This window comes from Lederbergia citri (assembly GCF_018343625.1).
GTDB lineage: Bacteria > Bacillota > Bacilli > Bacillales > Bacillaceae_C > Lederbergia > Lederbergia citri.
On sequence record NZ_JAGYPG010000003.1, the window covers coordinates 329571 to 345006 of the forward strand.

General features: G+C 37.0%; 13 protein-coding genes. 3 read left to right on the forward strand and 10 right to left on the reverse strand.

The annotated features are described in order from the left end of the window. Positions 1 to 136 precede the first annotated feature (136 nt). A complete protein-coding gene (locus KHA97_RS17775; RefSeq protein ID WP_213126108.1) occupies positions 137 to 631 on the forward strand; it encodes a DinB family protein in 495 nt (164 codons plus the stop codon). A 95-nt stretch (positions 632 to 726) separates the two neighbouring features. Here the strand turns inward: KHA97_RS17775 and KHA97_RS17780 are convergent, their stop codons facing one another. The 7 genes from KHA97_RS17780 to KHA97_RS17810 all read right to left on the reverse strand — a co-directional run bounded on the left by KHA97_RS17780 (position 727) and on the right by KHA97_RS17810 (position 9025). Beyond that, the gene (locus KHA97_RS17780; RefSeq protein WP_213126109.1) at positions 727 to 2430 is read right to left on the reverse strand and encodes a DL-endopeptidase inhibitor IseA family protein; all 1704 of its coding nucleotides are present in this window, start codon (positions 2428 to 2430) and stop codon (positions 727 to 729) included. A gap of 79 nt (positions 2431 to 2509) precedes the next feature. Continuing rightward, positions 2510 to 3892, reverse strand: a complete 1383-nt coding sequence (locus KHA97_RS17785; RefSeq protein WP_213126110.1) for a sensor histidine kinase — start codon at positions 3890 to 3892, stop codon at positions 2510 to 2512. Further along, on the reverse strand, positions 3889 to 4590 hold the full coding sequence (locus tag KHA97_RS17790; protein ID WP_213126111.1) for a response regulator transcription factor: 702 nt from the start codon (positions 4588 to 4590) through the stop codon (positions 3889 to 3891). Before KHA97_RS17790 ends, KHA97_RS17785 begins: the two co-directional genes overlap by 4 nt. A 174-nt stretch (positions 4591 to 4764) precedes the next feature. Continuing rightward, on the reverse strand, positions 4765 to 5268 hold the full coding sequence (locus KHA97_RS17795; RefSeq protein WP_213126112.1) for a sigma-70 family RNA polymerase sigma factor: 504 nt from the start codon (positions 5266 to 5268) through the stop codon (positions 4765 to 4767). A gap of 123 nt (positions 5269 to 5391) precedes the next feature. After that, entirely contained in the window at positions 5392 to 6507 is a 1116-nt protein-coding gene (locus KHA97_RS17800) for a Ger(x)C family spore germination protein (protein ID WP_213126113.1), read from the reverse strand. Beyond that, positions 6504 to 7601, reverse strand: coding sequence for a GerAB/ArcD/ProY family transporter (locus KHA97_RS17805; protein WP_213126114.1), 1098 nt, complete (start codon positions 7599 to 7601; stop codon positions 6504 to 6506). Before KHA97_RS17805 ends, KHA97_RS17800 begins: the two co-directional genes overlap by 4 nt. A 74-nt stretch (positions 7602 to 7675) precedes the next feature. Beyond that, entirely contained in the window at positions 7676 to 9025 is a 1350-nt protein-coding gene (locus KHA97_RS17810; RefSeq protein ID WP_213126115.1) for a spore germination protein, read from the reverse strand. A 745-nt stretch (positions 9026 to 9770) separates the two neighbouring features. On the opposite strand from KHA97_RS17810, the gene KHA97_RS17815 reads away from it, so the two are divergent. Continuing rightward, positions 9771 to 11693: an LTA synthase family protein gene (locus KHA97_RS17815; RefSeq protein WP_213126116.1), complete on the forward strand. Its 1923-nt coding sequence runs from the start codon at positions 9771 to 9773 to the stop codon at positions 11691 to 11693. A 318-nt stretch (positions 11694 to 12011) separates the two neighbouring features. Here KHA97_RS17815 and KHA97_RS17820 read toward each other — a convergent pair whose 3' ends face one another. From KHA97_RS17820 to KHA97_RS17830, 3 genes are all read right to left on the reverse strand, one after another. Continuing rightward, entirely contained in the window at positions 12012 to 12617 is a 606-nt protein-coding gene (locus KHA97_RS17820; RefSeq protein ID WP_213126117.1) for an alpha/beta hydrolase, read from the reverse strand. Between the two features lie 14 nt (positions 12618 to 12631). Continuing rightward, complete coding sequence (locus KHA97_RS17825; RefSeq protein WP_213126118.1) at positions 12632 to 13603, reverse strand: ring-cleaving dioxygenase; 972 nt, start codon at positions 13601 to 13603, stop codon at positions 12632 to 12634. Positions 13604 to 13724: 121 nt separating this feature from the next. Further along, on the reverse strand, positions 13725 to 15131 hold the full coding sequence (locus KHA97_RS17830; protein ID WP_213126119.1) for a LysM peptidoglycan-binding domain-containing protein: 1407 nt from the start codon (positions 15129 to 15131) through the stop codon (positions 13725 to 13727). A gap of 95 nt (positions 15132 to 15226) precedes the next feature. Between KHA97_RS17830 and KHA97_RS17835 the strand changes: the two genes are divergently transcribed. Next, positions 15227 to 15421: a hypothetical protein gene (locus tag KHA97_RS17835; RefSeq protein ID WP_213126120.1), complete on the forward strand. Its 195-nt coding sequence runs from the start codon at positions 15227 to 15229 to the stop codon at positions 15419 to 15421. Positions 15422 to 15436 lie beyond the last annotated feature (15 nt).

A 15436-nucleotide genomic window follows, 5' to 3' on the forward strand; every position in this document is an offset into this window, starting at 1 on the left:
AATAACTTTAGGCTGTTTATAAAAGATTGTTGTTTTATAAGCATTTCTAACTGCAATAAATATAGGAACGTATGTTTTGTTAAAATATTGTTTTTTGTTATACTATTCTTAATTAACAAGTAATGGGGAAATAAAAATGAGCGAAGATACAAACATTATTAGTGAATTTGGTAAATATTCATCTTGGTTAAACACATTAGAAGATATGGATGACACCTCATGGGTTAAACCAATAGCCCAAGGTAAGTGGTCTGTAAGTGAAATAATAGCCCATATAATAAATTGGGATAATCACCTTTTATCAGTAGTTATCCCATCAGTACGGAACGAAAAAGGGATGGAGTTTCCTGATCTTGATAACTATAATATAAAAGCATCTGATTACGCAAAATCAGGCATATCACAGTCAAAATTACTTGAAGAAGCAAAAGACACAAGAAATCTACTTGTGAAAGAGCTTAACGAACTACCAGCCGAAAAGCTAAACAAATCATTAACTGCAAACGGTGTAACTCATTGTCCACATACTGGAACGCCTTATTCACTTATATATATTGTCAAGGAATTTACAGACCACGATAATCACCATAAAGGACAAATTATACAATTTCTAATGGAAAAAACAACTTGAACTAATTCAAGTTGTTTTCCATTTATTGTACTTTCAACAGTTGTATAATTCTACTCGTTTATTAAATGTAAAATCTTTCCGAAAACAGCATAACTTTAGAACGTTCCCACATCTGAAGAAATTCTCCAACCATCGCTTGTTTTAGTGAAAACTACGTGTATATATTCATAGTATAAGCTAGAGCCGAGAGGAGTTTTTAAATCAAATTCTTTTTCATTGCCATTATCCCGCATTCCGATAACAATGGCTTTTTCATGGTTAACGAGAGAACCTCCGTCAGCGTTTGGTTGGGCTAGTTTTCCGTTGTGATTAATAATTTTAACTCGATTAATATAGGATTGAATCGCACTGGTGGTGTAAGATTCTCCTAGAAACGCATTTAGTTTTTCCCTTGTATCTAGGTCTGAGCCCATATAACGATAGTCCAAACCTTCGTCAGAAGTAAATGAATCGACTTCGCCTGTTATTTTTCCGCCGCTCGTTACGTACCAATATTTATTTGCAGCTTCGTTGGCCAATTTTATTGCTTCTGACTCTTCTAAACTCGTATACGATGGGTATACAAGACCTGGTCGAACGTTTGCGATCATTTTATCAACTTGTGCAATGCTTTGTTCGTAAACATCTTTTAGTTCTGGCTCCAATCCAGTTGGATAAATCTTTTCTTTATTCCTTTTTGCGAAATAAATATATTGATCATTTTCAGCTATTTTTTCCAGATTAGAATCGGGTTCGGGTACGCTCATTTCTTTTGAATGAATAAAAATCGTAAATAAAAGATCTTTCTTTTCCTCTGGAGAAACAAAAACTGAAACAGCATATCCAACCATTGGAGCATTTTCTTCCTCGATGGTGATATAACGGGCAATTTCTTTAGGAATATCGAGGGTAATTCCTGCATCGCGAACTTCATACTGAATTTCGGAACGATCATACTCTTGCAGCCTTTTTTCGATTTTTTCTTGGAGCTCTGCGAATTGATTAAAGCTTGGTACGATCATTTTGAGCCTCATGCCGTGTTCAATCGATTTCTGTGCCTGTTCAGGATGATTCGATTTTAACTGTGCATCTGCTAGATAATACCAATAATATGATGCGTCCGGAACCCTATCAATTCTACTTTTATAATAATCGACTGCTTTTGGGAAATACGATGGATAATGCTCCTCGTCAGCCACTAATGCCCCATTTTCCCACTTTAATAATTGGATATCGTAAATATCATTTACATCTTTTTTCCATACGGCAAGCCTTGTTTTTGGATCGTCCTGGACCTCAATGGATTCTAATACGTGGTAATTGACTTTGGTCAATTGTTTAAGACCTTTGTCGCCCCATGAATATACTTCAAGTACATTTCCGGCTGTACTGCCGATTTTCCAACCGACCAACAAGTCTTTTTTACCATCCCCGTTAAAATCAGACGAACTGGCCCAGTTAACGTCATAACCTAAACCTTTTTTAGCAAATATCTTTTCCCATTCTCCTGATTGTTTTTCCAACACAAACATACCAACTTGATCAGGGTTAATCTTTGATTGATAGAAGACAACGATTTCTTCTTGCCCATCCCCATTTAAGTCAGTATATAGCACGGAATCCGCACTGACAGGAGCATTTGCCGTTACAAGGGCCGTACCTTTTGGTAAATATTTTTTGGCTATAGATTGGATACTTTCATTTTCAAGTGAAGTGGCAGATGCCAACTTAGGGGCTTGTATTAAGCTCCCCGGTTCAGGCAGCATATTACACCCACTAAGAAGGAAACAAGCCGCTAGCATGAATAGAACACTTCTCATGGAAAAATCCTCCGATGCTCTTTTGAACTTACTATACATTTAATAGTGAAAGTAAAAGTTATTAAAATATGAATAATGGTTACATAATGGTTACAGGTAATATGATTCTTACAGTTGTGCCTTCACTAGGGCGACTATCTATATGCAAAGTCCCTTGGTGGCCTTTTATGATTTCCTCGCAAATGGCTAAGCCAAGGCCTGTCCCTGATTCTTGCGTCTTTCCTTTTACAAATTTCTCCTTGATGGAATCCAACTTGTCAATTGGAATTCCCACTCCAGTGTCTTTAATGTTAATGACAATGGAATCTCCGTTTCCCTCACTAACAGATATTGATATAGTTCCGTTTGGAGTAAATTTAAGTGCATTATCCAAAACATTGATAAATACTTGGATAAGTCTATTTTTATCAGCTTTAATCTCTCTAAGATTAGGATCCATCTCCGTTAAAATTTGTACGCCTTGTCTTTCGGCTCTTGGTTGTAATTGGGATACAACTTTTTTAATAATGGCAGGGAGATCAACATGTTCAAAAACAAAAGAAAGTTTTCCGCTTGATAAACTTGAAAGATCAAGAAGATCGCTGACAAGACTTGTTAAACGATCACTTTCATTTGTGATAATTTCTAATCCCTCTTTGAATAAATCGTCAGTTGCCATTGATTGCAGGGTGATTGCCCAACCTTTAACGGACGTAAGAGGTGTTCTCAGATCATGACTAACAGAGGCAATAAATTCATTTTTTAAATGTTCATGCTTTTCAACCTGCTCCGCCATATAGTTTAGTGTATCAGCTAGTTTTCCCAATTCGTCATCTTGTTTCTTAGAAATCCTAGTTGAAAATTTCCCTGCAGCCATCTGTTCAGCAGCTGTAATGATATGGCTAACTGGTTTCGTAATCGTTCCAGCAAGGAAAAAACTAATAACAGCAGCCAAAACAACAACGATGCCGCCAATCGCAAGTAGTAAAAATGCGTTCTCGGTAAAAACTGAGTTTAATGGAGATAGAGAAGTTGTGAGTCTAATTGCTCCTTTTGTTTCACCACTGAAAACAAAAGGATATGTAACCGCCATAACCTTTTCACCATTCATCTTGCCAGTCCAATAGCTTGGTGTACCCGTAAGTCCAATGCGAACATCTTCTTCTTGACTTAAATTTTTTATATGACTCTTATGTGTTTCAGCTAATACTTTGCCGTTATTATTGATTAACTGAACCTGTACATTTACTAAAAAGTTATACTGAGCTAAAAACTGTTCAGCTTCGTTTTCTAATCTTCCTTCAAGTAATTCCTGTTCATAAAAAGCAGAAAACATGGCACCTTGATCTCGAAGTGTTTGCTGAACGCCGCCTTTATAGTACACCATTAAGGCCGATAGTATAATAGTTTCAAATAAAGCAACTGTAAAGATAATTAAGAGCAAATAGCTCCAGACAAGCCTCTTTTTTATCCCTTTTTTCATTGTGCTTCCTCATCGAAAAAGGAATAGCCATATCCCCATACGGTTTTCAAAAACGATGGGTTGGAGGGATCATCCTCAATTTTTTCTCTTAATCTGCGAATATGGACATCTACAGTTTTGGGATCTCCGAAATAATTTAACCCCCAAATTTCATCAAGCAGTTCATCTCTGGTAATCGGTTCATTTAGTTTTTCTGTGAAAAATTTGATCATTTGGAATTCACGTGCTGTTAGTTTCATAAGTTTGCCTGCTTTATACACTCTTTGTGTTTTAAGTTCAATCATAAATGGTCCTGTTTTGATTATGTCAGGATTGACCTCTTTCTCTGATTTCGCTGTCCTCCTCAGAACGGAACGGATCCGTGCGACAAGCTCTAGCGGATTAAATGGTTTCACGATATAGTCGTCCGCTCCAAGCTCCAATCCCATGATTTTTTCCATGTCCTGACCTCTTGCTGATACGATGATGATTGGGGTTCCTGGCTGTTTTTCTGTTAGTTTCTCACATAGTTCAAATCCATCCGCATCTGGAAGGTTTAAGTCTAATAAAATTAGGGATGGTTGATGTTCTTTTGCTAATTGTAAGGCTAATTTGCCTTCTCCTGCTTCGATCACTTCAAAATTTGAACGCTGCAAATTAAAAGAAATTAATTTCCGTATAGATAACTCATCTTCAACAACTAAAATTTTCCCTTCCAATGGTAAGCCCCCCTAATAATCTCTCTAGATTCATTATATTGGATGTTGATTAAAAAAAGCGGGTTTTTTTACAAAAAAAAGAGGAGAAAAAGCTCTCCAAATTGCTGTTTATTAATGCATCAGAGGTGAAGTTATGAAAGACCGGGTCTTATATAGTGCCATTGTAATTTCTACTCAACTTGCCTTTACTCGATAATGATCTTTTAAGTATTGAATGGCGCGATGTTGGAGGGTTTTCACTTTGCTCTCTGTCCACCCTAAAGTGTTGGCTGTTTCCGCAATGGATAAGCCGCGTATAAAACGAAGGTCAATGATGACCTTTTGATCGGGCTTCATTTTGCATAAGTATATTTGCCGAACTTGGTCTTTGCGTAAGACGATTTCTTCTGGGATTGGACTAGTATCTTTTAATGTAAAGGCGTCATATTCGCTTAAACAGATTTCGCTTGTGCCTTTTTGTTTGCGGAGATAATCAATGGCTACATTGCGGGCAATTGCATACAGCCATGTTTTCTCCCTGCTTTTCCCTTCAAATGTTTCATAGTTTTTATATACCTTTATGTACACTTCTTGTACGAGGTCTTCAGCAAGCTCACGGTCCCGAATCATATAATATAAATGCCTAAGCAAATCTTGATAATAGGATTGATATAATTGGTTAAATATAGATTCTAACATTCCCCTAAACTCCTTTGAACAATTTCTTTCCATCTCATCATAATCGTTAGAATCTGTTCAAAGTTTATAAATAAGTAACACTTTTAATTGTTTTTGTAACCTTTTTGTAATAATTGAAATAACTTATTCAACTGTGCCAGTACTTTTGATAGAAGTTTCAACCGTTACATCAAATTTTACGTTAGGGTAAATTCGGGTCCATTCTTTATAAGTATCTTTTATATGGAGTCTTGTGGCCTTGTATCTTAATCCGAATCCTAAGGGGTCGACATTCTCATCTCGGAATCTTGAGAGGAGTTGTAAGGTGTCTTTTTTCGTTTTCTGATTTGCTAGTTTACTGTACTTTTTTAATAAAGAAGGGGAGAGGCTTTCATTGGTTTCTTCAATAATTCCAGTCGTCTTAATCTTCATTTCAATGACCGGCTGCGAATTTGGCGGAGTGATAATTTTGTATTTTACCTTTGAATTTTCAATTGCTACAGTAAAAGACTTTTTATTTTTTTTTACATGGATATCTACTTTATTTGCTTTATTTTCGAGTAAGTTATATAATTTCGTTTCATTAGACGAAAGGGTTATATTATTATTGTTTTTCGGTGCAATGATCGATTCATTCACCATTAATTTAGTCTTTTTTTTATTCGCCCGGAAAATTGGCAAGATAGGATCTAAACCACTCTCAAACATTCTTCTTCTTAAATCAAAAAGAAAAGTTGAAACTATATAGGCACTTTCTACTCCGTTATCGGAGAAAAAGTTGGCGAGCGCGAAGGATACTGCCATTTCTGAATGAGGTTCTGTTTTTACTACGTTTTCAGCTGATGGTTCTCCTACTCCAACCCACGAAATCATTTGAATATCTCTTCTTCTAATAAGAAGGTCCATGACATCTGCTAAATCCTTCTCTATGACGCTTCTCCCAAGAATAATGACGCTGGAATGGCCAAAATCCATTTCTTTGTCTACATGTGTCTTCATAATGCGGAGCGCTTTTGCGAGAGTTTCACTTTCCTTTGACACATATGTGTATTTTTCTCCACCTTGTCCTCCTTTTATTGCTCCAGATGGAATCGCCATCTTCAACGTTACTTTATAAGGTTTTTCCTTGTTTTCCGTCAAATCAATTCCGATTGCAAGTACGAAAATTCTTTTATCGATATCTTTAAATCCACAGGAGGAGAGAAGAACGAGGGAGAAGCAAATGAAAAGCAACAGCCCTTTCCGTATTAAGCAACTCATACTTTTGCCCTCCTTTTAACAAACCAAAAAGAAACGATAATGATCATCGTAATAAAAGGTAAACAATAAAAAAAGTAATCGGTATATTTAAACAATTGATATTCACTTAAAGAAGTAACGGTTTTTAAGGAAATCAACCAAAAAATGATGATGAGAATATAAGGTGTTAAGTTATTTTCCTTCCATTTAAATTTCTTAATCCAAAACAAACTTTTCAGGATTTCAATGGTGACATGCCAATGAAGCAATAAGTTTAAAAAGGTAATAGCCAAAAAGAATAACAAAAATAAATATAAGACTCGCTCTATTACCCCAAATGTCATCCGTAACGTATCACTTGTTGTGATGGCAGGGTAGACAAGATGATCAACACTGTTAAATCCATTCATTCCCAACGGTACAATATAGATGGTAAATAAGATCATGATCCCGGCTAAACTCATTAGGAATATATGTTTTCCTGAAACTTGAATAGCTTTCGTTGTCCAAGCACGATTAAAAATAAGGAGATTTGTAATTCCAAGAAAAACATATAATGATGCAGTAAAGGCACTGTACGAAGGAAACTGATATACATACATAACGGCTTCTCGTACAAAGTCCCATTCAAATTCTGGGCTCATAAAAGCTTTTGTCGTTAAAAAAATAGTGACAGGTGATGATATGATAAGGATTGCTTCAATGGTGTATAGGATGCTTTTCGTATGCATTAAGATGCCATATGAAATAAAAATTAAGAAAGTCGACGCGATCCACACAACAGGCATTTCAGGTGTTAAAAACCTCTTTAACATAAAGGTGTAGCTAATTAAGGTATTGAGACCAGCTATAAACCAAACTAAAGATAAAAAGAGGAGAAAAGGAAATTGCAGCCACTTAGGAAAATATTTTTTTAGTAATTCAGGATAGTCTTTTCCTGGGAATTTATTAAAAAACCAAAGGTATGCATAAATTACGAACACACCTGCAATGATTCCCAAAATCATTCCAATGATAGCCCCGTCTTTTCTTTCATGTAAAAGTATTCTTGGAACGGCAATAACCATACTGGCAAACATATTAATATAAAGTAAATAGTACACATAACGGTTCATGGTTTACTCCCTACTTAAGGAAATAATAATTGGGTGGTTTACCATCCTTACAACAGGAAAAGATAGATCCCGCATTAGGTTTCTTCTTTTTTTCCTTGTATAAAAAGTTTGAAATAAGCTTCACCATAACTCGATTTATTTGCCATCCACATAAATAATCCAATCAAAGAGAGCGCCAGTCCCGTCATACCTGCTATGATTGTAAATAGTAAAACGACGTATCGGCTGACCCTAATAGCAAAACTCATTTCGTTAATAGGAATGACAAACATTGAAATCGCCACAGCAGAAGTAATAATAATCAATATATTGGATGCCAACGCTGCTTCTGTAACAGCTGTCCCCAAAATCAGCCCTCCTACTGTGGTTGCCGTTGCACTAACTGCTTTTGGAAGTCGGATGCTAGCCTCTATTAAAAATTCCATCACAATGAGCATGATCAAAACTTCTATGTAAGAAGGATACGGAACTCCTACTCGACTACCTGCTAATGATAAAGCTAGTGAGGAGCGGAAAATATCGGGATTGTAAGAAGTTATACCGACATATAATCCAGGCAAGGCGATACAACTGAAAAATCCAATATAACGAAGACTTGAGGTAAATTTCGCCACCCAATATGGATGATATTCATCTTCCATTGAGACCATAAAATCGAAAAATACAGCTGGAGCAAGAATAGCGTTTGAATCGCCGTCCATTAAAATAATGACCTTTCCGCCGGAAATATTGTAGCTTATACGATCGGTTCGTTCTGTCAAGATAGTGGTTGGCAATAAGGCACGCTTTTTATTATTTATGCAGCGAGTTAAATCGGCACTTGCTAGAATCAGATCTTTATCGATCTCTTTCAATTTTGACTTAATTTGTTTCAGTGCCTCTTTTTTTACGATGTTTTCATCATAAAGAATGGCAACCGATTGATGGACTTTTTTCCCGACGGTATACATTTCAACTCTTAAGGATGGCTGATGATAGCGTTGGCGAATCATATTAATATTTGTAATGAGGTCTTCGCTCAGAGCGTATTGTGGACCTTGAATCGTTGGCTCTACATTTGTTTGGAGTGGAGCGTCTATATGAACTTTCTTAAAATCGAATAAGAGAATCGTTTCTTTAATTCCAATCGCGACGCTTCCCTTCGTTAACTCTACTAACAACTGATCTTTTGAACTAATTTCCTGTTGGTTAGGCAGGGAGGTCAAGTAAGCTTCTATATTTGTTAAAGATTGCATTTCAAAAAAAGGCTTAATGACAGTGTTATGAAGTCTATCTCCATCCACGACCGTTTTAATGTATAAAAGCTCGATATGTTTATTATCGATATGTAGTGGCTTATGTGTAAAATCAAAGGTTGGTTTTAATTGATCGATAATCCAAGGAAAAGTGGAGGAGACCTCCAATTTTTTTGATTTAATAGGCATAGTTAGCCCGCCTTTTCATAAAACGTAATATTGTATAGCATTCACGAATCGCCGTAATTATATGTAAAAACTTGTATATTTTAAAAAATATAACCATAAAATTATTCGAGACAAGTAGCTCAATAATATAAAACGTAAAGATTACAAAGCTTTAGTATTAATTGGGAATCAGGCAATAATGGATGATGGGATCTAAGTAATGTTTTTCAATTTACCAATCTCTATTGATGAAAGGCAAACAACGTAAAAAACAGCGTCTCTGCAACTGCGGTGATAGCATTTTTCGTTTGATTTGATTTTTTTATCCTTCTTTAGGTTACTTTCTTGCTAAAACGGGGTATCCATGATTTAGCACCGTTTTCCTAGCTGCTCTGCTGTCACGATGGCATCATCCAATTTTTTTTAGGAGTGAAATAAAAGCTTCATCACTTTTGCGCCTTGATGCTTTTTTAAGGCAGTTTTAATCTTTTTAGTGCATGATGGAAAGGAAAGAGTCCCTTGACGTGTATCAAGTTCGGCTATAGCTTTACATTTTTAACAATTAGATGACAATCACTTGAAATAAAGCACGAAAGGACAAAAGATTGATAGCATGTATGTATAATTAATAGTGAATATAAAGGTGAGTTAGGACAATCCGCTTATTTTTTGGGGATTACAACCTTTACCACTAGATTTTTTTAAGAAAAGCAGTATAATATTTACGTTCATTTTTTTATTTTAAAAGATTAAGGGGTTGTTTTAGTTGGAAAGACTTAAAAAGTTCGGCGTAAGTCTTCATGACAAAAACGTCCAATTCTTCCTAATAGCTGTTATCCTGTTTTGGTTTAAGACGTATATAACTTACCGAATAGAATTTAATTTAGGAATTGATAATGAATTGCAGCAATTTTTGCTTTTCATTAATCCGATTAGCTCGGCATTATTTTTTCTCGGATTATCATTTTTGAGTAAAAAGAAGCGTTGGGGAGCAATATTGGTTGGCATTGAGTTTGTAATGTCCTTTTGGCTTTACGCAAACGTTGTATATTACCGTTTTTTTAACGACTTTATTACGTTGCCGGTCCTTTCGCAGCTAACAGTAAATGGTGGCCAAACGGAAAGTGCGTTGTCGTTGATGTCTCCATTTGATGTGTTTTATTTTACGGACACAATAATTCTATTATTATTGCTTGTTTCAAAAAGATTTTCTTTGAATGCTCGTTCAAATAGAAAGATTGCGTTTGTGCCTCTTACGCTTGCTGTCGCGATCTTTATGTTTAACTTGTCTTTAGCTGAAGCCGATCGACCTGAGTTGCTTACAAGATCGTTTGACCGTAACTATCTAGTAAAGTATCTTGGAATTAATAATTTTTCAATTTATGACGGAATACAAAGTACGAGATCTTCAATGCAAAGAACTCTAGCGAGCAGTGATGATTTAACAGAGATTGAAAATACTATAAAAGCGAATTTTGCTAAGCCGAATCCTGATTACTTTGGCAAGGCAAAAGGAATGAACGTGATCTATGTATCACTCGAATCCTTACAATCTTTTATCATTGATTACAAATTGGATGGGCAAGAAGTAACTCCGTTTTTGAACTCGCTCGCACGTACTGGTGAAGCTTTTTATTTCGATAACTTTTTTCACCAAACAGGACAAGGCAAGACGTCCGATGCTGAATTCATGATGGAGAACTCTTTGTATCCATTGTCACAAGGGTCTGTATTTATTAATAAAGCGCAAAATACGTACCAATCAGGTCCTGCGATTTTAAAATCAAGAGACTATACATCTGCTACTTTTCACGGGAACTATAAAACGTTCTGGAACAGGAATGAAGTTTACAGAGCGTTTGGAATCGATCACTTTTTCGATGCAACGTATTATAATATGAGCAATGAAAATGTTAAAAACTATGGGATGAAGGATGAACCATTTTTAAAGGAATCCATGCCTTTATTGGAATCACTCCCACAGCCGTTTTATTCGAAGTTTATTTTGCTTTCGAATCACTTCCCATTCGCAATGGATGAGGGGGACACGGATTTTCCAGCTGGAGATTTCGGAGATAAAGTAGTAAATCAGTATTTCCAATCTGCTCATTATATGGATCAAGCATTGGAACAATTTTTTAACGATTTGAAAGCCGATGGTTTGTATGATAATTCTGTCATTGTTATGTATGGTGATCATTACGGTATTTCAGAAAACCATAACGATGCAATGGCTCAGGTAACAGGAGAAGAGATCACTCCGTTTAAAAATGCCCAGCTTCAACGGGTTCCACTTTTTATCCATGTACCTGGAATGCAAGGAAAAACAATTCATAAATATAGCGGTCAAGTAGATGTCATGCCTACTGTCCTTCATTTGTTAGGTGTTAATACGAATGATTATTTGCAAATTGGTAATGACATATTCTCTTCTGAATATAAGGAATTGGTTCCTTTCCGAAATGGGGATTTTGTCACACCTGAGGTGACTCAAGTAAACGGGAATTGCTATTCAACGGATACAGGGGAAGAATTGGACGTTCAGGCTTGTGAATCACCTGATCAAATTACAAAAGAAAAATTAGAAATATCCGACCGTATCGTTACGAAAGATTTATTGAGATTTTATAAACCAGAAGGATTTGTACCAATCAATCCGGATGACTATCAATATAATAATGCTAGGTAAGAACAAAAGCACAAGCGCATGTAGCTAGACACTTGGCGAGCCGATGTTGACTTATCGTAGGAAGAAACCGAAAGTTTGCTAGTCGCTAGGCGCTGGAGCTAGACGGGAACTACCTTAATGTCCTCAGTAACCAGAAAAACTCTCATCTGTTGAAATGATGAGAGTTTTTTCTTTAATTTGGACTGAAGGATTAAAACAACAGGAATTTGTCGAATATAAAAACTTAACTGGGAACAAATAATAAACCCAAATAAGTTCGTTTATGAGTTCCTTTAGTCGACTAATAGTAGCATTATAAATATAATTATCTACCCAAATTCAAAATTTACTTAAAGACCATTCAGCCGCTTTTTCAACTTCACTTCGAGTCAACTGGTGACCGTGATTTTCCCAATGGATTTGAACTTGAGCACCTGCATTTTGTAAGAGCTCCATTAAATCAATTGACTCTTGAGCAGGACAGAGTGGATCGTTTTTACCGGCACCAATAAAAACGGACGTTCCACTTAGGGCCGGAAGTTCAATACCTCGGCGCGGTACCATTGGATGAAAAAGTATAGCTGCCTTCAGGCTATCTTTATAATGAAATAATAAGCTTCCAGCAATATTGGCGCCGTTTGAATATCCAATAGCCATGACGTTATGTCGATCAAATTGATATTCCTCTGCGCTTTTATCAATAAATTGCTGCAGTTCTTCTGTGCGCAAAACTAAATCTTCCTCATCAAACACGCCTTCCGCTAATCGACGGAAAAAACGCGGCATGCCATTTTCAAGCACGTTTCCTCTTACTCCGAGGAGGGAAGAGTTGGGAGAAATCATTTTACCAATATTGATTAAATCGTGTTCTGTCCCGCCCGTTCCATGTAGGAGAAGGAGGGTAGGGGCTTTAGGGTCTTGCCCCTTTTGAAAAATATGTTTCATTTTCAATCCTCCACTTAAAAATTAGTGTCTAATGGTTTTAACTGGGCTTCAATTTGCTCACGCTCAGGCTCTAAAAATGGCGGCAATGCAAGGGATTCTCCTAGATGATCAATATGCTCGTCCGTATCGAAACCAGGTCCGTCTGTTGCAAGCTCAAAAAGAATTCCGTTTGGCTCTCTAAAGTAAAGTGAACGGAAGTAAAAGCGGTCGACAAAACCGGAATTCGGAAATCTTGCAGCGCGAATTCGTTTGATCCATTCACGTAATTCATCTTCATCCTGAACACGGAAGGCAACATGGTGAACCCCGCCTCGACCTAATCTTTCCGGAGGTAAATCGCTTCTTTCTTCTAAGTGCACTTCAGCACCGCTTCCGCCTTCACCCGTTTCAAAAATGATGATATCAGGTTGTCCTTCATAAGGAGATGAATATTTTCCAACCTTCCTAAATCCGAGTAATTCCGTTAGCACTATAGCCGTAGGCTCCGCTATTCGAACAGTTAATTTTACTGGCCCTAATCCTGTTACACCATGTTCACGAGGCACAACGCTTTTTTTCCAAGGAACCCCTGCAGCTACTCCTTTATTATTTTCGTCCGATACAAGAATGAGACGCTGTCCTTCCGGATCTTGAAAGGCCAATGTTGCACGGCTTGCGCGTTCCATTATCTCCTCATGTTCAACATCAAGTTCTTCAAAGCGTTTTTTCCAAAAATGCAGCGCCTCATCATCTTTCACTCGAAGAGATAGAGCGGAAATACTGCTGACTCCTTCATGATTACGTCCCGCATTTGGTATTTCGAAAAAGGTCAATTCCGTACCAGGATTACCTCTTTCATCACCGTAAAAAAGGTGGTAAACAGATGTATCATCCTGATTAACAGTCTTTTTAACAAGTCTCATTCCTAACACTTTTGTATAAAAATCTAAGTTCAATTTTGCATTTGCAGTCATAGCGGAAACGTGATGAATTCCTTTTAATTGCATGATTAAAATCCTCCTTTTTAGTGGATAATGTAATTGTATAATAACAGATTATGGTAGTCAATTTATAGTAACTTACTTTTTGTAAGTTTAATAAAAGCCGAAACACATAAGTCTCGGCTTTTTATATTTTCCGAACGATAAAATTATTCTCAAGCAGTAGCCAATTTTGTGGAAATGGATATCCAAGTACCCAATAACTGATCCCGCGTAGGCGATAATCTTTTACTAAATCAAATTTCGCTTGAGCACTGCGAGCATCTTCAAACCATACTTCATGCTGTTTTCCTTGTTCATCCGTATATCGGTAAAAAGGGGTTTGAGATATCCGATCGTATTGTATGGAAGCATTATATTTATCCGCACGCCGAATCGCTTCTTGCATATCGAATGTTTCTGCTTCCTGTCCTTTTACGTGTGGAAGCAGCCAATCCCTGGCATATAGCTGGAAGCCCATGAAAATTTTATTTCTAGGAATAACGGTCACAGCATAATCTATGACACGTCTAATTTGATTGAGGGGAGAAATTGCCTGCGGTGGTCCGAATCGATATCCCCATTCATATGTCATGAGTACAACGAAATCGACAATTCTTCCATGTGCAGCGTAGTCATGGGCTTCGTATAATAACCCCTTTTGTTCGCTGCTCGTTTTTGGTGCCAATGCTGTTGACACAAAATATCCTAGTGGATGAAGACGATTGACAGCTCTCTGTAAAAATTGATTATAAAGTTCTCTATCTGTTTGCCGAACATTTTCAAAATCGATATTTAAACCTCGATAGCCTTTTGCATTCATAATATTGATGACATTAGTGAGAAGTCGTTCTTGGAGCTGTGTGTTGGATAAGATGGTATGGGCAAGGGTCGTACCTGGGTCTTGGAAAGTAAAGTTGGTAATACACATGATAGGAGCGACATTTGTTGCCCTCGCCGCTTGGATAGCTTGTTCATCTCGAATAGATGAAAGGCTTCCATCTGTTTGCATAATATAACCAAAGGGAGACATATACGTTAAATGTTCCCCGACTTCGCGAACCTCTCTTCCACCAGTTTCCCCCATATTGATGATATAGGCATTTACATCTATAACTGGCTTTGTAAAAGGGATTGTTAAACTAGTTCCGACTAAAATAGTCGCCTGTGTTAACCGATTTGCTCGCATGATTTCGCGGACAGTCGTACCAAAACGTTGTGCAATCGTACCTAAAGTATCTCCAGCTTGGACGACATAAGTTTTCGGAGGAATAATAATCTCTGTTCCTACATTAAGCATAGACGGATGTGTTAACTGATTTATTTGAATGATAGTTTGAATGGGGACGCCATATCTTTGTGCAATCTGCCATAGTGTTTCGCCTCTGCGGATAACATGTTGGGTAGCACCAATTGGAATGACGAGAGACTGACCTATTAATAGCTTATTAGGATTTGGCAATTGATTTGCTGCTGCAATGTTTTGAACAGTGCTTCCATACTGGTTGGCAATACTCCATAACGTATCTCCTCTTTGAACGACATCAATAATCATAAAACCACCCCTAACCTGGTCATATGACTAATGTATGCTCCCATAATTACTGTAAGACTAGAAAAGAAGGATGAAACGTCAAAAAAACCCTCTCCATGATTGAGAGAGGGGAACAAACACTTTATTCATTTACTGATGGTTTTGCTCGTTTTATAAAAAATGCAAGCAGTAATGCAACCCCGGCAATGCCAGTCGCAACAACGAAAGCATCATTAATACCGCTCGTTGCATTTTTACTATGTCACTATAGAGCGTTAAGTTGGAAGCAAAGTTTTGTAGTTGCAAATTAGCAAATGGTCATTTCA